This is a genomic window from Colwellia sp. E150_009 (genome assembly GCF_053543955.1).
In genome coordinates, this window is sequence record NZ_JBHFOM010000021.1 from 24,013 (window position 1) to 47,147 (window position 23,135).

The window sequence follows — 23,135 nt, forward strand, 5'->3', positions numbered from 1 at the left end:
GCAACTTCGTAGAATAACCTGTCGAAATATTGCTTTAGTCGATATATAATACTAAGATTAAGTATTATTTTAGTTAAATATATCGCATGAATACTACAAAAAATAAAAATATAGATCGTATTGATAAGAATATTCTTGTTGAATTACAAAAGAAAGGGCGCTTATCAAATGTAGAATTAGCAAGACGTGTCGGTTTAAGTCCTACGCCTTGTTTAGAGCGTGTAAAACGCTTAGAAAAAGAAAATTATATTACGGGTTATCAAGCTAATCTTAATCCTGCTAAATTAAAACTTTCTCTTTTAGTTTTTGTAGAAATTACATTAACAAAAACAAGTCCTGATGTTTTTGATGATTTCTCTGCTGCTGTGCACAATTTAGATGTTATTCAAGAATGTCATTTGGTTTCAGGGAGCTTTGATTTTCTTCTTAAAACTCGTGTGAAAGATATGTTAGCTTATCGACAATTGTTAGGTGATATATTATTAAGGCTGCCTGCAGTAAGTGAAAGCAGAACCTATGTGGTAATGGATGAAATAAAATCCAGTAATATGTTACCAATTAAGCGATAATTTGTTATTTTAACACTATATCACTAATCCCCGTTTATTATGGAATTTTAATTGTCTTCAGAACTAGTGAAAAATACTGGTGAAACCAGTGATGAATTTGATAACACTCAGCGTACCGAGTCACCCAAAAAGCAATTAAGTGGTGTTCAGCGTATACTCGAAACAGGCTTGCTCTTTTTTAGCGTTTTGGCCATGTTTTTAATGTTAGCTTTATTTAGTTTTGATCCTGCTGATCCTGGTTGGGCTCAAACAGGGTATCAAACACCCGTTAGAAATCTTGGTGGGGCAGTAGGCGCCTATATTTCTGATTTATTATTAAATTTGTTTGGTTATATTGCTTATACGCTTCCGTTTGTTGTTGCTATTGTTGGCTGGTTATTATTTCAAAAATATCACCAATTAATGCAGCTGGATTATTTAACTATTGGTTTAAAGTTAATTGGTTTTATTTTATTTTATTTAGGTTTAACGTCTCTAGCGAGCATGAATTTTGATGATATCTATTATTTCTCTGCTGGCGGTATATTAGGCAATGTATTAAGCACAACATTTTTACCTTATTTTTCGTTTGTAGGCAGCACATTATTATTTTTAATGTTTACTTGTGCTGGTTTTGTTTTACTAACAGGTTTTTCGTGGGTTACTTTTGTTGACGATGTTGGTCGCTATACTATTGCAGCAATCATGTATTTAAAAAGGTTACCACAAACCATTAAAAGTCAATTTGGTACGGGTGATGCTGATTTATCTACAAAACCTGATGATAAACTAAATGACAATAAAGCCAGTAGCGCATCGTTTGAAAATTCATTCAATGATCATGATGAAGCAAACGAAAACGCCAATTTGGTTAAGAAGAAAACCTCAACATCATTTTTTAGTATTAAGTCAAATGATGTTGATGAAGAACCGCAAGAACCTTTCCTTGATATTAATGACTTAATGGGTGAGCCACTTAACATGAATGTACAAGCCCATGTTAATGATACAGAAATTACTGCTGCTTTCGCCTCGGTAGAAAAAATTAATGTTGAAGATGATAAACAACAACGCGGTGAATTAGCGACGAGTTCTGATACTAATCAAATAAATTTGGTTCCTAGCTCAGAAGAAAAATTTGAAGGCATGCCTTCAATTGATTTATTAGATCGTCCTGATAAGGCTAAAAATCCGATAAATCAAGAAGAATTAGAACAAGTTAGTCGTTTAGTTGAAGCTAAATTATTAGACTTTAAAGTAGAAGCGCGTGTCGTTGCCGTTTATCCTGGTCCTGTAATCACTCGGTTTGAACTAGATTTAGCACCCGGCATGAAAGTGAGTAAAATCAGCTCGTTATCAAAAGATTTAGCTCGTGCATTATCAGCTATTAGTGTGCGTGTGGTAGAAGTAATACCAGGTAAGTCCGTAATCGGTTTGGAATTACCCAATAAACATAGAGAAATTGTTCGTTTAAGTGAAGTTATTTCATGTGAAAAATTCGAAGAATCAAGTTCTTCCTTAACCATGGTGCTTGGTAAAGATATTGCAGGTGAACCCGTTGTAGTTGATTTGGCGAAGATGCCACATTTATTAGTGGCAGGTACTACAGGTTCAGGTAAATCTGTGGGTGTTAATACCATGATTGTCAGTTTGTTATACAAGTCAACCCCTGAAGATGTGCGCTTGATCATGATCGACCCAAAAATGCTTGAGTTAAGTGTTTATGAAGGTATTCCACACTTATTAGCTGAAGTGGTAACCGACATGAAAGACGCTGCAAATGCACTTCGCTGGTGTGTGGGTGAAATGGAACGTCGTTATAAACTCATGTCAGCACTTGGCGTCAGAAATTTAAAAGGCTACAACAAAAAGATACTTGGCGCTATAAAAGAGGGTGAGCCAATTATTGACCCATTATGGCAACCAAGTGATGGTTTGGATCAAACGCCGCCATTATTAGAAAAATTACCGAGTATTGTTGTTATTGTTGATGAATTTGCGGACATGATGATGATTGTTGGTAAAAAAGTTGAAGAATTAATAGCCCGTATTGCACAAAAAGCACGTGCCGCTGGCATTCATTTAATCCTAGCAACTCAACGCCCATCAGTTGATGTAATAACAGGGTTAATTAAAGCAAATATTCCAACACGTATGGCTTTCCAAGTGTCGTCTGGGTTAAACTCGCGCACTATATTAGACCAACAAGGAGCCGAACAGTTATTGGGTATGGGTGACATGTTGTACTTACCACCTGGGACAGGTGTACCAACACGGGTTCATGGTGCCTTTATTGATGATCATGAAGTACATGCTGTGGTTAAAGATTGGAAATCTCGCGGTGAACCTAATTATATTGAAGAGATTTTAGCTGGTGGTAATGATCCTGATATGTTGTTGCCGGGTGAACAGGCAGAAGGCAGTGAAGATGAAGAATTAGATAGTCTTTATGATGAAGCGGTAAACTTTGTTACCGAAAAGCGCCGTGTGTCAATTTCAAGTGTTCAACGACAATTCAGAATTGGTTATAACCGTTCAGCAAGAATTGTTGAACAAATGGAAATTCAAGGTGTCGTATCAACAGCAGGTAATAACGGTGCACGTGAAGTATTAGCACCGCCACCTATAAGAGATTAAACCGCTTAATTTTCGGATAATGAATGAACATCAACTATATAAAGTTATGTGCTTTAACGCTCGTATTTAATACAGCAATAAGCACGAGTGCGCAAACTATTACCAATGGTATTGCTAACAATAAAATAAGCGTACAAAAAGTAGCAAAACAAGAATTAACCGCTGATGCAACCGACGCTAAAAGTATGTTAAGGACTAAACTAGCAAATTTAGCGCATTTTACTGCTAGTTTCAGCCAAGAAGTTGAGAGCGTTTCAGGTGATAAAATAGCACAAAGTGCTGGTAAATTAGCAATTAGTAAACCTAATTTAGCAAATTGGCACACAACAGAGCCTGACGAGCTTGCTATTGTGTCTGATGGAAACAATGTTTGGTTTTATGACCCATGGATAGAACAAGTTAGTGTGTATTCTTTATCTGCCGCAATTGCCAAAACGCCGATATTATTACTCACTAGCCAAGATGAAGCTTTGTGGCAGCAATATACCGTGGTCAAAGAGCTCGAAACAGATGAAGCAATTGAGCGTTTTGTTATCATGTCTAAAGATGTTAATAGTCAAATTAAAAGTTTAACGTTAATATTTGATTTAAGTAGTGGTAAAAGTAACTTAAAGCAATTTTCATTTTTAGATGCTACAGGACAGGTAAGTCATATTACATTAACTAATTTTGAAGATGAAACTATACCCGAAGCAAGTTTATTTCAATTTAATGTACCGCAAGGTGTTCAAATTGATGATCAACGTTCTGAATAGTCTAATATAAGGTTTTTTGTAATTATTGTGGAAGATGAACAACAACAAACGAGCTTATTTGACTTAGAACCAGAAACAATAACGGCATCTGATTCTTCTTTATCTATGACCCATGTGGCGCCTTTAGCTGCACAAATGCGCCCCAAAAATTTAGATAATTATGTTGGTCAGCAACATATTCTTGCTAACGACTCCCCACTTAGACAATCTATTCTTCAAGGTCATTGCCATTCACTAATTTTTTGGGGGCCTCCAGGAACGGGTAAAACGACTTTAGCTGAAATTATTGCAACACACGCCAATGCTAAAGTGATTAGATTATCTGCGGTTACTTCAGGTATTAAAGAAATTCGGCTTGCTATTGAACAAGCTAAAATTAGGGCTCAAAATAGTGCGAATAATACTGATACTAAAGAATCAAAAACAGTTCTTTTCGTTGATGAAGTACATCGTTTCAACAAATCACAGCAAGATGCTTTTTTACCTTTTATTGAAGATGGCACCATTATTTTTATTGGAGCAACAACCGAAAACCCTGCATTTGAATTAAATCAAGCCATTTTATCTCGTGCCCGCGTATACACGTTAAAAAAGCTCAATTCTGATGAATTAACCCAAGTATTAACAAGAGCATTAGCATTTATATTTACAGAGCAGCGGGTAAATATTTTGCTCAATAATGATGCTAAACAAAGTTTAATCAATCGCAGTGATGGCGATGCGAGGCGTTTACTTAATTTATTAGAAAATTGTCTAGATAGCTTAACAAATCCGTTAATTATGGCAGCAAAAAATAGACAAACAGAACAAGAGCAAACGATCACCATTTCGGTTGAGTTAATAGCGCAAGTCGCAGGCAGTAAAATAGCCCTTTATGACAAAGGGGGCGATGCTTTTTATGACTTAATAAGTGCTTTTCATAAATCAGTACGTGGTTCAGATCCAAACGCGGCTTTGTATTGGTATGCTAGAATTTTAACAGGTGGTGGTGACGCCCTTTATGTTGCTAGGCGTTTACTCGCTATCGCAAGTGAAGATATAGGTAATGCGGATCCTCGGGCGATGCAATTGGCTATCAATGCTTGGGATACTTTTCATAGAGTAGGGCCAAGCGAAGGCGAACGTGCTATTGCCCAAGCCGCAGTTTATATGGCTTTAGCACCCAAAAGTAATGCAGTTTATACAGCATTTAAACAAGCTAAATTTTTAGCGGAACAAACGGCAACCCTAGACGTACCTGAACATTTAAAAAACTCAACCAGTGAGATCACTAAAAATTTAGGGCATGGTGTTGATTATCGTTATGCACATGATGAAGTCAATGCGTTTGCTGCGGGAGAAAACTATTTCCCCGAAGCATTGGCTCAAGCAAGTAAACAATCAAATAATCAAGTAAATGGTTTTAATACACAATTTTATCAGCCAACAGATCGTGGATTAGAAAAGCAATTAAAAGAGAAGCTTGATTATTTAACCCAATTAAACCAAAACAGTCGGGAGCAACGCTATGACTAACGCTATAAGCAACGTTACCTTGTATGCTTTTGTTGCCCTTGGCGGTGCATGTGGGGCCAGTTTGCGTTTTTATATTTCGCAATTAGTGCTAAATTGGCTTGGAAAGGGGTTTCCTTTTGCCACATTGATGGTTAATATCATCGGCTCATTTATTATGGGTATACTTTACCAATTAATAGAACATGAAATTTTAGATATTAATATCCATAGAACTTTAATAGGTATTGGTTTTTTAGGTGCATTTACCACCTTTTCCACATTTTCATTAGACTCCTTACTATTAATACAACAAGGAGACTTACTTAAAGCGGCTATTAATATTTTATTAAATGTATCACTTTGTATCGCTGCTGCTGCTTTAGGGCTTTACTTAGTTTCCACAATCGCGAAATAATAGCAACTATTGTAGATTTTATTTTTCAACTTAAAACAACGTGAATAATTATGCTTGATGCCAAACAACTTAGAACAGACTTAGATAACATTGCCATACAATTAGCAAAGCGTGGTTTCACGCTTGATACTGCGACGTTAAATGGGTTAGAAGAACAACGTAAATCGATTCAAGTTAAAACCCAAGATTTACAAAATGAACGTAATACCCGTTCTAAATCTATTGGTCAAGCAAAAGCTCGTGGAGAAGATATTGCTCCATTACTTGCTGAAGTCAGCCAATTAGGTAATGACTTAGATGCCGCAAAAGCTGAACAAGATGAAGTACTGGCAAAAATTAATGATATTGCCAGTGCCATTCCTAATTTATTAGACGAGTCGGTACCAGAAGGTAAAGATGAAGATGACAACGTAGAAATAAAACGTTGGGGTACACCACGTGAATTTGATTTTGAAGTTAAAGATCATGTTGACTTAGGTTTTGGAGTAAATAAAGGGTTAGACTTTGAAAGTGGTGCTAAACTTGCGGGAACTCGTTTTGCTGTAATGCGTGGTAAAATTGCTAAGTTACATCGTGCCTTAGCGCAATTTATGCTTGATATTCATACAGAAGAACACGGTTATCAAGAAATGTATGTACCGTATTTAGTCAATGCTAATTCGTTGTATGGCACTGGACAATTACCAAAATTTGGTGAGGATTTATTTCACACTAATTTATCAGGAAAGCAGTTTTCTTTAATACCTACCTCAGAAGTGCCATTAACGAATATGTACCGTGATGAGATTGTTGAAGAAGCTGAATTACCGATAAAAATGACGGCTCATACCCCATGTTTCCGCAGTGAAGCAGGCTCAGGCGGCCGAGATATTCGTGGTCTTATTCGTCAACATCAGTTTGACAAAGTAGAGATGGTTCAATTAGTTAAACCTGAAGATTCGTTCAAAGCATTAGATGAATTAACAGCACACGCAGAAGCAATTCTTGAAAAACTAGAGCTATCTTATCGCACAATGGCATTGTGCAGTGGTGATGTTGGCTTTAGCGCTACAAAAACTTTTGATTTGGAAGTGTGGCTACCAGCACAAAATACTTATCGTGAAATATCTTCTTGTTCAAATATGGGTGCATTCCAAGCACGTCGAATGCAAGCACGTTATCGTAGTAGTGAAACAAACAAACCAGAATTATTACATACATTAAATGGTTCAGGCTTAGCAGTAGGGCGAACTTTAGTTGCTATTTTAGAAAATTATCAGCAAGCTGATGGTAGTATTGATATTCCTACAGTATTACAACCTTATATGAATGGTTTAACTAATATTAGTTAATTAATGAAGAATGTTTAAGTCACACTGTTTTAATAACATATCTATTTTCTGCAGTATGTGAAATTGAAAGCTACTAGTATTTTGCTAGTAGCTTTTTTATTAACCTGAACTCAGGTTTATTACTATTTTGTGTAATAAAATCACACTGTTTAGGTCTTATCTTTTAGAATCTATTCATTATTTTAAGGAAAACACTTGTTATCTACAGTACGTAATCTTTTGTTTCAAGCATTGATTTTTTTCTTGATATTTCAATTAGCTTCTTATTTTCGCGAAAGTGATATGTTACCTACAGACACGAAAGTAGAAGCAGAAAATAATTTATTATTTACAAAAGTTCCAACAATCATGGATGAAACAATACCATTAAATTCGCAAGGCAAAAAAACTGTTATTTATTTTTTCGCCCCTTGGTGTAGCATTTGCCATATCAGTATTGGCAATTTACAAGCGTTGTATGAAAAAAATCCTCAGCTTGATGTGATTGCGGTTGCACTTGATTATGTTAATAAACAGGATGTAATAGATTTTACACAAGAACACGAGCTTACGTTTCCAATAGCGCTCGGTAATGAAAAAATAAAAAAGGCTTTTTCAATTTCAGCGTACCCAAGTTACTACGTAATAAGCGAAGATAATTTTGTTATTAGGAAGTCTATGGGGTTTTCTTCAGAGCTTGGCCTTTACTTGAGATCTTTATAGTGTTCATTGTGGTTTAAATAGCAATGTTTGTGTACACTGTTTTTGTATTTTTAATTTATTATGTGCCATGATTTACTTGGCACAAAAGAAACAGGTACCTTTTTCATGCAAATTTCTGACAACTTTGATAGCGGTAACATTCGTGTTATTAATGCAAGTGATGCAAGCAATATTCAACTAGAAATAAAACACGACAATCAATCTGAATTTTATCAATGGTTTCATTTTAAATTACAGACAGATGTTACGCCAATTCAAGAGCGTAAAGAACATGTACTTCATATAATAAATGCTGGTAAATCAGCCTATGTAGAAGGGTGGAAAGATTATCAAGCGGTAGCGTCTTATGATCGTGATCACTGGTTTCGTGTTCCCACGACTTACGATGGTGAAAAACTAACAATTACGTTAACACCTGAATACGACTCAGTGTATTTTGCTTATTTCTCTCCTTATAGTTATGAACGCCATCAAGACTTATTACACAATGCGCAAATGCATTTAGATTGTCAGTTACAAGTGTTAGGACAAACCTTAGATGGCCGAGATATTAGTTTACTTAAAGTTGGGGAAGAGGGCGAAGGTAAGCGTGTTATTTGGTTAACTGCACGCCAACATCCTGGCGAGACCATGGCAGAATGGTTTATTGAAGGCTTCTTAGATCGTTTACTTGACGAAGATGATGGTGTTGCCCGTTCACTTTTAAACAAAGCTGTGTTTTATATTGTGCCTAATATGAATCCTGATGGAAGTGTTCGTGGTCACTTGCGCACTAATGCGGTGGGCACCAACTTAAACCGAGAGTGGCTAGAACCAAGTATGGAGCGTAGTCCTGAAGTATTTTTGGTACGTGAAAAAATGTTTGAAACAGGCATTGATATGTTTTTAGATGTTCATGGTGACGAAGCACTCCCCGTAAATTTTTTAGCAGGTTGTGAAGGCGTTGTAAATTATAATGAACGACACAAAGCACTTGAAGATAAATTTAAAGCCATTTTATTATCATTAACGCCTGAATTTCAAGATGAACGCGGTTATGATAAAGATGAGCCTGGTAAAGCCAACCCAACTGTTGGTACAAATTGGGTTGGTAATCAATTTAAGTGTTTAGCTTATACTATCGAAATGCCATTTAAAGACAATGATTTATTGCCTGATTATAGTATGGGTTGGTCAGATATTAGAAGCAGCTTATTAGGACGTGATTTCTTAACAGGTATCTATCATATGATAGATGATTTAAGATAAAAAGTTAGTCCTAGTGCTTAAGCATTTTGTTCATCTATCTGTGACAATATAAAGGGTAATTAATTACCCTTTTTTGTCGGATTACACCCGAGCAGTATAATTGTAGTTAAGTTTTAGCATTGACTTATGAATGATTTACAAAGACATAATTAATTTAATTATTGAATACTATGTCAACACACTTAATGACAGCAAATAAAATAATATAATATAAAAATAATGAGGAAGTTTTAGTGCAAGATTTAGTCAATACAATTAACAGTTATATATGGAGCAGTGCCCTTATTTATTTGTGCTTAGGGGCTGGACTATTTTTTACAGTAGTAACTCGCTTTGTACAATTACGCCAATTTTCTGAAATGTGGCGCTTATTAATGTCAGGTAAAAGTTCAAGAAAAGGGATTTCATCTTTTCAAGCACTTGCTGTTTCATTATCAGGGCGTGTTGGCGCTGGTAATATAGCAGGTGTTGCTGCTGCCATTGGTTTTGGCGGACCTGGAGCTGTATTTTGGATGTGGATCGTTGCTTTCTTTGGTGCAGCAACAGCTTATATTGAGTCAGCTAACGCACAAATTTATAAAGAAGAGCATGATGGTAAATACTATGGTGGACCTGCTTACTATATTGAAAAAGCAATGGGGCAAAAATGGTATGCATGGATCTTTGCTATTGCCACTATTCTTGCTACTGGCATCTTATTACCCACGGTACAGTCAAACACTATCGGTACAGCAATAGAACAAGTATTTTCAAATTCAGGTACTATAAATACCACTATTGGTGTCATTAGTTATGCAAAGTTATATACGGCAACGGGTATTGTTTTGTTGCTTGGCTTTATTATTTTTGGTGGTATTAAACGTATAGCAAACTTCACACAAATAGTTGTACCCTTTATGGCCTTAGCCTATATTTTAATTTCACTAATTATTATTGGGCTAAATATCACGGCATTGCCTCATGCCTTTATGCTAATTATTGGTGATGCCTTTACCCCAATGGCGGGCTTTGGCGCGGCAATCGGGTGGGGTGTTAAACGAGGTGTTTATTCTAATGAAGCGGGTCAAGGTACAGGTCCTCATGCTGCAGCTGCAGCAGAGGTTGAACATCCAGCGCAACAAGGGTTAGTACAAGCATTTTCTGTTTATATTGATACCTTATTTGTGTGTTCTGCAACCGCTTTTATGATTATTATTACGGGCACATACAATGTACACGGCATGGGTGATACTTTTATCGTTCAAAATGTTGCTATGGATGTTGCCGCTAATGGCCCAGCATTTACTCAATTAGCCGTAGACAGTGTCTTTACTGGCGTAGGTCGACCATTTGTTGCCTTAGCATTATTCTTTTTTGCTTTCACAACTATTTTGGCCTATTACTTTATTGCTGAGAATAATATTTATTACATTAAACGCACTTTTAATATTCCAGGCGCTGTGTTTATGTTGAAAGTTGTCATAATGAGTGCCACTTTTTACGGAACAGTTAAAGCGGCTAATATTGCATGGGGACTTGGTGATATTGGTGTTGGTTTAATGGCTTGGCTAAATATTATTGGAATTATCATTCTTTTCTTTATGTCTAAACCTGCAATAAAAGCATTGCACGATTACGAAGAACAACAAAGAGCGAATGTTGAAAAATACACATTTGATCCTCAAAAATTAGGAATAAAAAATGCTGTTTTCTGGGAAAAGCGTATAGCGAAATCTAAAGGTAGTGATATTAATATGTCATAGCTTGTTTTTAATCTAAATAATACGAAAAAAACGTCTTACAAGACGTTTTTTTTTGCCTGAAAAAAGGTAGAATATTGGAAAAATATAGCACTGTAGAAGTTTATTCATATGGCAGTAATAAATTGCCCTAGTTGCAGAAAAAAAATATCAGATAAAGCCAAAGAATGTAACCATTGTGGTTTATCTCTACAAGCATTAGACGGCGATAAAATAGCCAACCTAAATCATGTTAATCGCATAAAACAAGGACAGCGATTAATGAACTATTCCTTTATTGCCATGCTACTATTTTGTGGTGGTTTCTTATTTATGTTTTGGGACAACGTTAAACAAGGGACATGGCAGCATACCTTGGCGATGGCAAGTACCATTATCGGTTTTATTATGTATATTGTTATGCGCATAAAATTACTTTTCTTTAAACGTCAAAAATAATATGAGTTTATTATGAATTTACACAGCACAATTGAACATATGCCAGAAGAAATGTATTTACGATTGAAGTGTGCGGCTGAAACTGGCAAATGGCCAGAAGGTACTCTTGTTGAACAAGCACAGCGTGATACCGCTTTGCAATTAACAATGGCTTATCAAGCAAAACATTTAAATTGTGATGAAATGCTAACGATAGGTAGTGATGGGCAAATGGTTCACAAAAATAAACGCCAATTAAAATCTGAGTTTTCATCGGCAGCGAAAGATACACCTATTACACCTTGCGTTAAACCGAGTACCGACAATGAACCGTCGGTACAGAGCGATATAGCTCACTTTACTAATTTATAATAATCACAATTAGCTTATCTCACGAATCTTCGTATTCGTAGAGTGATCGGTGTGTTTATTAACCTTCAAAATGTGACTTTCCATGATCTTCAATTTTTTTAAAAGTAAAAATAACTGGCAGCATAAAGACAGCAATATTCGAATTTCCGCTATTAATGAAGAATTAAATATTGAGAATGATGATGATAAAACCATTATATTCTCAATGCTCAATAATGATACTAATGAACTAGTGCGTAGAGCTGTATTATTAAAACTTAATAGTTTTGATGCGTATTATGAAGCAAGTATCCTTAATGATAATAAATCAGTACAAGATTTTTCTACAGGGCAAATTCAAGAGATTTTATCTGGAAAACATAATATTTCTTTATCGTTAGATAAAAAACAGGCTTTTTTAGTTCAATTAACGAATAATGAAAAAGATAAGTCATCTAATCTTTCATTGCTAAAGTTTTGGCTAGAGCATGAAGTAGACCCCGTTATGGTTGTTAAATTGTTTGAAGTGCTTGTTCATAAGAAAAATATCAGCCAATTATTGATGCAAGTTTTTACTAAAAAACAATCAGGGGAAGTACAAAAGAATTTATTATCATTGCAATTAGATGAACTAAACGATATTGCTTTGTTAACAAAACTCAATAAAAAAGCTGTTAATGATGAGGTGTGTCAGATCATTGACAACCGTCTTTCGTTAATAACAGAAGCACTTGAAAAACCGAAAAGGTTATTGAAACAAAATCAATTAATTCTTTCAAAGTTGTTAGCTTTAAAAGATCAATCAAGCTATGGCCAATATATAACAAGTAAAGCTGATTTAGAGCAGCAATGGCAAAGCTCTATAGCTGACATAAGTTGTTTGTCTGAAGATGAACAAAATATGTTGTTAAGTAAATACAACAAAATAACAACTCAACTTGAACAAATTTTTGCCCCCAAAGCAGAAGCTTATCACCAAGCAAAAATTGCAGAGAAGTTGCTTAAAGATAAACAAAATGCCCAAAAAGGTTTTAATTGTGTGCTCACATCACTAAATCAGCAAATAACTACTGCTGTTTTTGAAGGTGAAAACACTGAAAGCGAACTTATCAATCAAAACGAGTTTTCAAAGCAATTAAACCAACTTCGTGAAGATATAACTACGAGTGTTCTTAATGCGGCTGAACAAAAAGAGTTTTTACAAAAAACAACGCAATTAGAGAAAAGATTAACTCAACTGCCTGAAATTGCCGAATCAGTGAGTGAGGCAACGTATCTTATTTCTAAAATTTCGCAACTGACTTTACCGCAAAATTTGAATGAACTAAATGACCGTCAACAAACCTATTATGATTGGTTGGCCAGTTATAAAACCATTAATAAGAAAGCACAGGGCGTGTTACCTCAATCGATCATCGATGCACAAAAAGAAATTTCTACCATGTGGAAAAATGGCCTACAGCCATTACAGCAAGAACAAAGACAGTTATTTGAAAAAAACAAGAAAAAATTACATGATTTAAAACGCCTGCTTGCTAGCGGAAAATATAAAGTTTGTTTTGGTTTGTTTAAAGGTGTGAGTCAAACCATTACTTTATTGTCTGTGCAACAACAGCAACAATTACAACGTGATTTTGATAATGTAAGTAATAAAATCGCTGAAATTAGCGACTGGGAACATTACATAGCAACGCCACGTAAACAAGAATTATTAATAGAAGTTAATGCTTTGGTAAATACACCGCTAGATGATCCAAATGCGCAAGCTGATAAAGTTAAATATTACCGCAAAGTATGGAATTCATTAGGGCATGCAGATGAAACCATTGATAAAGACTTAAATGAACAATTTAACTTAGCTTGCGAACAAGCATTTGCGCCTTGTCGATTATTTTATGCAGAGCAAGAAAAGCTACGTGCTTTGCATTTAGTTACACGAAATAATATTGTTAACGATGCAATGAAGTTAGCAGAGTCATTTACTGAGACCCATAGCAATGAGTTAAACAACTTATCTATTGATTATAAAGCGCTAGACGGTAAGTTAAATAAGTTACAGCAGAGATGGCAACAAGCTGGAGAAGTTGATAGACATGAATATCAAAAATTATTAAAAGCATTTAAAAATGCAATACAACCAATTAAAAAAGCAATTAAAGCATTTCATGATGCCAATGGTATGAACAAACAAGCGCTAATAGTGGAGGCTGAACAACAATTAGCCTCTGACGATATTTATAAAGCAATTGAAAATATTAAACAGCTACAGCTGCAATGGCGTGATATTGGTTTTGCTGGTTCTCATCAAGAATCTAAATTATGGCAAAAATTTAGGTCGATAAACGATCAAGTATTTGCTAAACGTGACCTAGCTAAATCAGAGCAACAAGCCGAATTATCACAAGCATCAGAGAATTTTCTTTTATCACTTGCAGTGATTGAAGCGAGTATTAATGATGTGTCAGTAACTAACCATGAAAAATCTAGCTTTATTCATGCTAAAGAGCAAGCCAATGTGCTATTAAATCAAGTTATTGCTAATAAACCAGTGATTAAATCTGTGGCCTCAAAAGTTGAAGGTTTTATTGAGCAGATCAATCAGAAAATAAAACAAATAAACGCAGAACAAGAAAATAAGAGTTGGCAGAGTATTTTTAAATTACTTGACAAAATAGCTCAACAAGACAGCGAAATAACGGCAGATAATATTGTAAATGACCCTGAATACAAAAATCTAACGAGCTTTTGGCAAAAGCGTTTGGTAGAACAGTGTTCTGTTACAACGCAAGCAACAATTTCATCACGCGTTGAAAAAACTTTAGCGCTTGAAATTCTAGCACAAGTGCCATCACCAGATGAATATGCTAAGCAAAGAATGGCAGTGCAGGTTAGTTTAATGCAAGAACAAATGCAGACGTCAGACGCTATTGATTTAGAGCAAGGCTTTATTGATTGGCTAAGTTTAGGTAAGTTAGAAATTACCGACGTAGCATTACTTGCAAGATTAAAAAGAATATATATTTAATAAGTATTAGCAAAAGTGTATTTGTTTTAAAAAGGGGTAATTTATTACCCCTTTTTATTACCAAGCAATACAAGCCAAGTTATACCGTTAATTCACCGCGTAAATTTTCTTCCATCAAATGACAAATCTCATGGTAACTTAGGTTTTGACTCAGCAGGTAATGTAATTTTGTCAATGTTGCTTCCAGTGTCATGTCATGTCCACTAATAACACCTGCTAGACTTAGAGCATTGCCAGTTGCATAACCTGACATATTCACTTTACCTTTAATACACTGACTACAATTAATTACAATAATTTCTTGTTCTTTAGCTTTACTTAAACAAGTGAGTAATGCGGAATCTTGAGGTGCATTGCCAACACCATAACTTCGTAAAATTAAGGCTTTTACTGGTTGTCTAATAACATTTTCTACTACGTCACTGCTAATACCTGGATATAAATGAACAACGCCAATAGGTTGCGGTGTTATGCTGCGCACAATAACGCTTGGTGCAGATTCTGTATTATTTGATACTTCGCCAGCAATCACACTTATGTTAATACCCGCTTCAAGTAATGGTGACATATTGGGGGAATCAAAAGCATTAAAACCATCGGCGTAGGCTTTAATTGAACGATTACCTCGATAAAGTTTATTATTAAAAAATAACCCTACTTCATTAATAGGGTAGTTGGCTGCAATATATAGTGAATTAAGAACATTCACTTGACCATCAGATCGCAACTGACTTAGTGGAATTTGTGAACCTGTAACAATAATAGGTTTATTTAAATTCTCAAACATAAATGATAACGCAGAACTGGTATATGCCATGGTATCTGTACCATGTAATACAACAAAACCATCGTAGTCATCGTAATGTTGTTTAATATCATCAGCAATATGTTGCCAATCACTTGGTGTCATGTTTGATGAGTCAATTAAAGGTTGGTATTCATTAATCGTGAACGTGGGCATTTCATCACGATGAAATTCAGGCAAAGCATTAATTGATTCTGTTAAGTGACCGTCAACAGGTATATAGCCATGGTCACTTTTTTTCATACCAATAGTGCCGCCAGTATAGGCAACATAAATTCTTTTCCTATTATTCACCTCTACTTAACTCCACAGGCTAAACAAAGGGTATATATACCTTGGGGATCATTAAATTGATTCATTTTAGTTATTTCATTTTGTAGCTGTGAAATAAACTGTGTTATTGGTTTAGCATTGACGCTTGCAGGTGTCGTTAATTCGCTATTAGTATATAAACTTGTTCCAGCAGTAATAAATGATTGGGCTTCTCCCATCATTTTCTGAATGATTTTATTACGTTCAGATAGCTCTTTTTCAATTAATAAGGTGTCATATTCTTCTAATTGAGCAAGGTCTGCGGCAGCAACAATAGCATCAGTTAAATTGCCCAATTCGTCAACTAACCCTAATTCTTTCGCTTTTTTACCAGACCATACTCTGCCTTGAGCAATGGCATCTACTTGCGCTAATGTCATGTTTCTGTTTTCTGCCACTAACGTAATAAAATCTTGATAACCTTTATTAATACTCAATTGAAATAATTGCGCCATACCTTCGGTTAAAGGTTGAGTAGGGCCAAACCCTGAAATATCGGTAGTACCGACACCATCAGTATAAATACCTAATTTACTTAATGAATCTTCAAAAGTCATCATCATACCGAAAATACCAATAGAGCCTGTTATGGTAGACGGGGATGCATAAATTCTATCTGCAGGAGCTGAAATCCAATAACCGCCTGAAGCAGCGTAAGTACCCATTGAAGCAACAACAGGTTTTCCTGACGCTTTTAATAATTCAATTTCTTGACGAATAATTTCAGAAGCAAAAGCACTACCTCCTGGGCTATCAACGCGTAGTACAACAGCTTTTACATGATTGTTATGACGTGCTTTACGCAATAATTGTGCTGTAGAGTCGCCACCTATTGTGCCTGGTTTTTGTACGCCATCTAAAATAGTCCCTTTGGCAACAATGATCGCAATTTTATCTGATGGCAATTGATGTAATTGCTCAAGTTTTGTGTTTAATGTATTTACAGCTAAATAATCTTTAAAGCCAATATGGCTGTAACTGTCTTCTTTACTATTTTTACCAACCAACTTTATTAATGAATCTCTCATTTGATCGCGTGTTTTTAATTGATCTACCCAATGGTTAGCTAGGGCATATTGAGCAAAACTGCTATTTGCTTTAGTAAATTTTGAGACTAAATCATTAATGCTTTCGTCAAAGTTTTCAATATCTATGTTTCGTTGTTTAGCAACATCTTGTTTATATTGCAGCCATAAATCATTCAGCCATAACTTGTTAGCGGTTTTCGCTTCATCAGACATATCATCGCGTAAAAAGGGTTCCACGGCTGACTTAAATGTACCAACTCGAAAAATATGCTGATTAATTGCTAATTTTTCTAATGCAGATTTAAAGTACATATTATATCGACCATAACCATCAAGTAACATAAAGCCTTGAGGGTTTAACCAAATATCATCAGCATAACTAGCAAGATAATATTGATCTTGTGTGTATTGATCACCCAAAGCAATTATTTTTTTACCCGAGGTTTTAAAATCTATCAGCGCGGCACCCACATCTTGCAACTTGGACAAACCTGCAGATTTTAAGCCTTGAACTTGCAAAACTAATAATTGTACTCGATCATCAGTTTTTGCACTTGAGATAACGTCAAGCACATCGGCTAATAAAACTTCAGGATTTTCTTCCTTTTCACCAAGAGCTTCAATAAGCAATGTATCAAAAGGGTTTACTTCATGTTTTTGTTCAACTAAATCACCTGTTAGGTTTAGTACTAATGCTGTTTTATCAGGCACAATAATTCGTTCAGAATCGGCACTTATCATAGCTATAAAACCAATAATAAAGATGATAAAAATTACATTGAGAATTATCGAACGAGTCAGGGTAAATAAACGCCAAATACCTGAAAAAATAAGCTTAAATAGATTGAATAATGCATTCATAAAAAATAGTTATAACAGTTGAAAATATGAACTCTATATTACCTTAATCAAAAAGCAAATTGATCATTAGATTGTAAATAAATACGTTTTTATCTAAAAAGTTAACTATAAAAACGTAATTTATTAATGTCGATCAACTAATCAGGTTACTCGCTTTATTCTTTAGTAGAGCAAGTTGTTACACGTGCATTGATTTTTATCTTTTTAAATATCATTTCTCCCCAGTGATAAATAGCCAACCCTGATATTACCAAAATTGCCCCTAAAATTAATTGATGATGAATGATTTCATCATTAAGTACAGCCCCTAAAGTTAATGCGATTACTGGCGTGATCAGCGTAATTAGTGCAACTGTACTTGCTGTTAACCTTTGCAATACAAAAAAATAGGCAAAAAAACCAATTAATGACCCAAATACACCTAAATAGATGGTTGCCCATATGGAACGTGGTTGCCATTGGCTAATATCAATACTGCCATCAAGTATTAACCAATTAGCAATAAACAGTGGTATTGATAATGATAGTGCTCCCACTGTGGTAGCCATTGGGTGAATGGCAAGTGAAACACTCTTTACTAATACGCCGCTTAAACTAAACAAAAATACGGCAATTAATACATAACCCAACCCATAAATACTATTGTTAGCTAAAGAAAAATTGTCAGCACAAACAAAACCTAAACCAATGAAAGACAACAACATAGATAGTTTTTTTACAACTGATATTTTAGGTTCTGCAAGTATTCTACGGGCTAAAATAGCCGAAAAAACAGGTGCTAAACCAAAGATTAACGATAAAATTCCTGAAGATAAATATCCTGCTGCAAGGTAAGAAAACGACATTCCGCCAAAAATACCTAGTGCTGAAAAAGCATATAGGCGAATGGCTTGTTTATGCCATGGTAATTCTATATTACGAATAAAAATTATCATACTTCCTAATATAACGGCGATTAACATGCGTAATAAAACCGCCATAGTCGGGTTGATAGATTCGCTACTCCATACAATCCCTAATGGTGTTGTTGACCAAATTAATAGTACCGCCATATAGGCAACTGATACTTGCATTTTATACTCCTTGTTAATTGCTATTGGTTGCCGAGTCTTTGACGAAATTTTATGTTCAAAAAAAACAAAAAAGCCGCAAAAGGTGAATTCTGCGGCTTTAAATAAAGTATTGAGTTAATCGAAATTATTACATAGTTAACTTAAATGCTCCGCATACGTTGGCCACAAACGAAAGGCCAGATTTTGCCAACAATTTGTTGACATAATAAGGCGTCGTGTGAGCATTCCAGCGTGCTTAGCGATATAAACATTCATCATAAATCAGTTTTGTTTAATAAAATTTAAAAGAATTAACAGGATTAAGTTAATGTTGTTTGTAATACTTTAGTGATTAGTTAAATAATGCTGTTGAAATCTTATTAAGTCAAGTAATTCTCATATTAATTAGTGCGCAATTTAACACATCGTTATACACTGGTTTTATCTTTAATTATTAATACTATTTTCTATGACTGCTATTGAGTTACTTCTTCAACGACAATCTACACCCTTTCTTATTTCCCCAGCACCAAGCGGGGAAGCGCTTGAACAGATTTTGGCCGCGGGAATGCGTGTGCCCGATCACGCTTGCTTACAGCCTTGGTATTTTACTGTGATAACAGATAATGGTTTGCAACGATTAAGTGATTTATTCGTTGTTAGTAGTGATAAAGAAAATATTGAACTAGAAAAAATTGCTAAAAAACCATTTCGTGCACCGATGGTTATTGTTATTAGTACTCAATACTGTGCACATGAAAAAGTACCTTTGCAAGAGCAACTAATTACGGCAGGCTGTTGTGCTCATGCTATGCAAATGGCTGCATTTTGCTTAGGTTATGGCGCAGTTTGGCGCACGGGAGGATTTGCTTATAATGAACAAATAAAGCAGGGATTGGGAATAGCAGAACAAGACGATCTTGTTGGTTTTTTATACATTGGAACACCTGGCAGGGAGCAAGTGTTAAAACCCACGAAGAGTTTCGATCATAAAGTGAGTTATTGGAAATAAAAATTTATTTTTTACAATATTATAAAAACATTAAGTTGTGAGTTAATAATTACAAAGATCATTCATTAACTATTAACTCACAAAAAATCTACACTAAAATGCAGCGTTATTTGGTGTTCTTGGGAAAGGGATTACGTCACGTACGTTTTGCATGCCCGTAGCATAAGCCACTAAACGTTCAAACCCTAAACCAAAACCTGAATGAGGCACAGTACCATAACGACGAAGATCTCGATACCAACCATAATCAGCAACATCTAAACCCATTTCATCTAAACGACTATCCAAAACATCTAGACGTTCTTCACGTTGACTACCACCAATAATTTCACCAATACCTGGCGCTAAAATATCCATTGCAGCAACGGTTTTTCCGTCATCATTTAGACGCATATAGAAAGATTTAATATCTTTTGGATAGTTCTGTAAAACAACAGGACCATTAAAGTGCTCTTCAGCTAAATAACGTTCGTGTTCAGAATTTAAGTCAACGCCCCACGAAACAGGGTTTTCAAACTGTTTGTCACAGTTCTCTAAAATAGTGATTGCATCGGTGTAATCAAGGCGAACAAATTCAGTGTTAATCACTGAATTTAAACGTTCAATAACTGTTTTATCAACCCGTTGTTGGAAGAAAGCCATGTCATCAGGACGTTCTTCAAGAACGGCCGATAATACATACTTAAGCATTTCTTCAGCTAAATCTGCAGCATCAGCTAAATTAGCAAAGGCAATTTCAGGTTCAACCATCCAAAACTCAGCTAAGTGACGAGAAGTATTAGAGTTTTCAGCTCTAAAAGTTGGTCCAAAAGTGTATACTTTAGATAACGCGTTACAATATGTTTCAACGTTAAGTTGGCCAGATACCGTTAAAAAGGTTTCTTTTCCAAAAAAGTCTTGGTTGTAATCAACTTTACCTTCGTCGTTACGCGGTAAGTTTTCCATATCTAATGTACTAACACGGAACATTTCGCCAGCACCTTCACAGTCACTGCCTGTGATGAGTGGCGTACTGATCCAGAAATAACCTTTAGAATGTAAAAATCTATGAATGGCTTGTGCTAAGCAATTACGAACGCGTGTTACTGCGCCACCAATATTTGTACGTGCGCGCAAGTGCGCTTGTTCACGTAAAAACTCAATACTATGTCGTTTAGCTGCCATTGGGTAAGTATCAGGATCTTCGACAAATCCTAACACTTCTACTGTAGTTGCTTGTATTTCAAAAGACTGACCTTGACCTGGTGACTCTACTAATATGCCCGTAACTTTAACTGAACAACCCGTTGTTAACTTAAGAATATCTTCTTGATAATTAGTAAGATCACTTGGTACGATAGCTTGAATGGCATCAAAGCATGAGCCGTCGTGTATAGCTAAAAAAGAAATTCCCGCTTTCGAGTCGCGGCGTGTTCTGATCCAACCATGAACGGTAATAGTTTCATCAACAGGGAATTTACCTGCTAATACATCAGTAATTGCTATAACTGACATGTAATGACCTCTTATGTTATTTATTACTAGAAGATTTGCTGAAATTTTTAAGGTGGTTATGTTACCGTGACTATTATGTTTAACAAGTAAAACTTGCTAAATTACGAAACAATTATTGTAAATTATGAAAATAATGACTAAAAGTAGAATTTTAAATGAAAGCAGCACAAAAGTTACCCACTAAAGAACGCCGAAAATCGTTAGATTTTTGGTTTTATTTAGCAAGAATTTTAACCATCAGTAGCTGGATTGCTTTTTTGGTTGCTATTTATATCTCTTATTTTGTTGCGCCAGAAACTAATTATGGTGTTTTACGTTATTATAAAATAGAAGTACGAAAATTTTGGCTAACGCCTTTAACGGGTTACCTTTATCTTATTATTTGGTTTAGTGCTGCTGGCATTTATGCCGCAACTCTTATTGATAAATATCGTAGTAGAAGGCGCAACGATAACACAAATTATAATGCATATTTTTTACTCGCTTTTAATCTTATTTGGTTATCACTTATTTTGTATCATGTCCTTGGTGCCAGTAAAACGGCATAATGCACTTTGTTATATGGTATTTATTTAAAAAAACAATTATCTTCCATAAGTACTGTTGAAATGGCTTTAACTAAGTGTTTTATCTGCGCCTCATTAATGACTAACGGCGGAATAATATAGATTAGTGTTCCAAATGGACGTATCCAAACGCCTAATTCAACAAAACGTTTTTGAATTACCGCTATATTAACCGCTTGCGTACATTCAACCGCGCCAATAGATCCTAATACTCTAACATCTTTCACACGGCTTTGAGCTTTCAAAGGTAACAAAGATTTTTGTAATATCAGCTCAATAAAAGCAACTTGCTGTTGCCAATTATTTTCAAATAATAAATCAATACTTGCATTGGCAACGGCACAGGCTAACGCATTTCCCATATAAGTAGGGCCATGCATAAAACAACCCGCTTCACCATGACTAATCGTTTTTGCTATTTCACTAGTGCAAAGTGTTGCCGCTAAAGTAAGGTAACCGCCCGTTAATGTTTTGCCTAAACACATAATATCAGGGCTAATTTCAGACCATTCACAAGCAAAAAGTTTACCCGTACGGCCAAACCCTGTTGCTATTTCATCAACGATTAATAATACATTATATTGATCACATAAAGTTCTACAGGCTTTTAAATAGGCAGGGTGATAAAAACGCATTCCACCAGTACCTTGTACAATTGGCTCAATTATAAAAGCAGCAAGTTCATGATGGTGGTGTTTAAATAGATTTTTTAACTCATCTAGTTCATTTTCATGCCATTGTTCATGGAAACTTATGGTTGGTGCAGGGGCAAATATGTTTTTCATCAATACCTTGTCGAAAATTTGATGCATACCTGTAACAGGGTCACATACAGACATGGCAGCAAAGGTATCACCATGGTAACCATTACGAATAGTGAGTAGCTTGGTTTTATTTGGAAAGCTTTTGCTATGCCAATACTGAAATGCCATTTTTATTGCTACTTCAACACTAACTGAACCCGAATCAGACAAAAATACTTTATCTAATTCTTTGGGTGATAATTGCACAAGTTTTTTACATAATTCAATAGCGCTAGAATGTGTTAAACCACCAAACATAACATGCGACATTTTCGTTGATTGCTCAATTAATGCGGCATTTAACTTAGGGTGGTTATAACCATGTAAAACAGACCACCAAGATGACATACCGTCTATTACCGATTCACCGTTTGCCAAGTTAAGATATACCCCTTCAGCACTTTCAACTAAATAAGCAGGTAAGGGCGATGACATTGATGTATAAGGGTGCCATACGTGTTTTTTATCAAATTCGAGTAAATCTAAAGATTGTTGTGGTTGTTTATTGCTCATATGTAAGCCAATTCTATTTTTCTTTGT

At 35.3% G+C, this 23,135-nt stretch carries 19 protein-coding genes; 14 read left to right on the forward strand and 5 right to left on the reverse strand.

What is annotated here, in order from left to right; all coding sequences use genetic code 11:
• The first annotated feature begins 86 nt into the window (after nt 1-86).
• The 12 genes from lrp (at nt 87) to ACE1OF_RS10885 (ending at nt 14,662) form a co-directional block, all read left to right on the forward strand.
• On the forward strand, nt 87-569 hold the full coding sequence (gene lrp, locus ACE1OF_RS10830; RefSeq protein ID WP_448894452.1) for a leucine-responsive transcriptional regulator Lrp: 483 nt from the start codon (nt 87-89) through the stop codon (nt 567-569).
• Nucleotides 570-761: 192 nt separating this feature from the next.
• A complete protein-coding gene (locus ACE1OF_RS10835) occupies nt 762-3,185 on the forward strand; it encodes a DNA translocase FtsK 4TM domain-containing protein (RefSeq protein WP_448894494.1) in 2,424 nt (807 codons plus the stop codon).
• Between the two features lie 23 nt (nt 3,186-3,208).
• A complete protein-coding gene (gene lolA, locus ACE1OF_RS10840) occupies nt 3,209-3,940 on the forward strand; it encodes an outer membrane lipoprotein chaperone LolA (RefSeq protein ID WP_448894453.1) in 732 nt (243 codons plus the stop codon).
• 105 nt (nt 3,941-4,045) lie between these two features.
• A complete protein-coding gene (locus ACE1OF_RS10845; protein ID WP_448894495.1) occupies nt 4,046-5,455 on the forward strand; it encodes a replication-associated recombination protein A in 1,410 nt (469 codons plus the stop codon).
• Nucleotides 5,448-5,849 carry a fluoride efflux transporter CrcB gene (gene crcB / locus ACE1OF_RS10850; RefSeq protein ID WP_448894454.1) on the forward strand — a complete coding sequence of 134 codons (402 nt, stop codon included), beginning with the start codon at nt 5,448-5,450 and terminating at the stop codon, nt 5,847-5,849. The genes ACE1OF_RS10845 and crcB overlap by 8 nt, the downstream gene beginning before the upstream one ends.
• A gap of 50 nt (nt 5,850-5,899) precedes the next feature.
• Nucleotides 5,900-7,180, forward strand: a complete 1,281-nt coding sequence (gene serS, locus ACE1OF_RS10855) for a serine--tRNA ligase (RefSeq protein ID WP_448894455.1) — start codon at nt 5,900-5,902, stop codon at nt 7,178-7,180.
• 195 nt (nt 7,181-7,375) lie between these two features.
• Nucleotides 7,376-7,882, forward strand: a complete 507-nt coding sequence (locus ACE1OF_RS10860) for a TlpA family protein disulfide reductase (RefSeq protein ID WP_448894456.1) — start codon at nt 7,376-7,378, stop codon at nt 7,880-7,882.
• Between the two features lie 105 nt (nt 7,883-7,987).
• Nucleotides 7,988-9,130 carry a M14 family metallopeptidase gene (locus ACE1OF_RS10865; RefSeq protein ID WP_448894457.1) on the forward strand — a complete coding sequence of 381 codons (1,143 nt, stop codon included), beginning with the start codon at nt 7,988-7,990 and terminating at the stop codon, nt 9,128-9,130.
• A 233-nt stretch (nt 9,131-9,363) separates the two neighbouring features.
• The gene (locus ACE1OF_RS10870; RefSeq protein ID WP_448894458.1) at nt 9,364-10,872 is read left to right on the forward strand and encodes an alanine/glycine:cation symporter family protein; all 1,509 of its coding nucleotides are present in this window, start codon (nt 9,364-9,366) and stop codon (nt 10,870-10,872) included.
• 108 nt (nt 10,873-10,980) lie between these two features.
• Nucleotides 10,981-11,307, forward strand: a complete 327-nt coding sequence (locus ACE1OF_RS10875; RefSeq protein WP_448894459.1) for a hypothetical protein — start codon at nt 10,981-10,983, stop codon at nt 11,305-11,307.
• A 12-nt stretch (nt 11,308-11,319) separates the two neighbouring features.
• A complete protein-coding gene (locus tag ACE1OF_RS10880; protein WP_448894460.1) occupies nt 11,320-11,658 on the forward strand; it encodes a YeaC family protein in 339 nt (112 codons plus the stop codon).
• 82 nt (nt 11,659-11,740) lie between these two features.
• Nucleotides 11,741-14,662: a DUF349 domain-containing protein gene (locus tag ACE1OF_RS10885; protein ID WP_448894461.1), complete on the forward strand. Its 2,922-nt coding sequence runs from the start codon at nt 11,741-11,743 to the stop codon at nt 14,660-14,662.
• A 79-nt stretch (nt 14,663-14,741) separates the two neighbouring features.
• On the opposite strand, the gene ansA is transcribed toward ACE1OF_RS10885, so the two are convergent.
• From ansA to ACE1OF_RS10900, 3 genes are all read right to left on the reverse strand, one after another.
• Complete coding sequence (ansA, locus tag ACE1OF_RS10890) at nt 14,742-15,761, reverse strand: asparaginase (protein WP_448894462.1); 1,020 nt, start codon at nt 15,759-15,761, stop codon at nt 14,742-14,744.
• 2 nt (nt 15,762-15,763) lie between these two features.
• Nucleotides 15,764-17,668, reverse strand: a complete 1,905-nt coding sequence (gene sppA, locus ACE1OF_RS10895) for a signal peptide peptidase SppA (protein ID WP_448894463.1) — start codon at nt 17,666-17,668, stop codon at nt 15,764-15,766.
• Nucleotides 17,669-17,823: 155 nt separating this feature from the next.
• Nucleotides 17,824-18,741: a DMT family transporter gene (locus ACE1OF_RS10900; protein WP_448894465.1), complete on the reverse strand. Its 918-nt coding sequence runs from the start codon at nt 18,739-18,741 to the stop codon at nt 17,824-17,826.
• A gap of 448 nt (nt 18,742-19,189) precedes the next feature.
• Here ACE1OF_RS10900 and ACE1OF_RS10905 point away from each other — a divergent pair, with 448 nt between their 5' ends.
• The gene (locus tag ACE1OF_RS10905) at nt 19,190-19,732 is read left to right on the forward strand and encodes an NAD(P)H nitroreductase (protein WP_448894466.1); all 543 of its coding nucleotides are present in this window, start codon (nt 19,190-19,192) and stop codon (nt 19,730-19,732) included.
• A gap of 93 nt (nt 19,733-19,825) precedes the next feature.
• On the opposite strand, the gene asnS is transcribed toward ACE1OF_RS10905, so the two are convergent.
• Nucleotides 19,826-21,226: an asparagine--tRNA ligase gene (gene asnS, locus ACE1OF_RS10910; protein ID WP_448894467.1), complete on the reverse strand. Its 1,401-nt coding sequence runs from the start codon at nt 21,224-21,226 to the stop codon at nt 19,826-19,828.
• A 155-nt stretch (nt 21,227-21,381) separates the two neighbouring features.
• Here asnS and ACE1OF_RS10915 point away from each other — a divergent pair, with 155 nt between their 5' ends.
• On the forward strand, nt 21,382-21,774 hold the full coding sequence (locus ACE1OF_RS10915) for a hypothetical protein (protein ID WP_448894469.1): 393 nt from the start codon (nt 21,382-21,384) through the stop codon (nt 21,772-21,774).
• Between the two features lie 20 nt (nt 21,775-21,794).
• Here the strand turns inward: ACE1OF_RS10915 and bioA are convergent, their stop codons facing one another.
• On the reverse strand, nt 21,795-23,108 hold the full coding sequence (gene bioA, locus ACE1OF_RS10920; protein WP_448894470.1) for an adenosylmethionine--8-amino-7-oxononanoate transaminase: 1,314 nt from the start codon (nt 23,106-23,108) through the stop codon (nt 21,795-21,797).
• Nucleotides 23,109-23,135 lie beyond the last annotated feature (27 nt).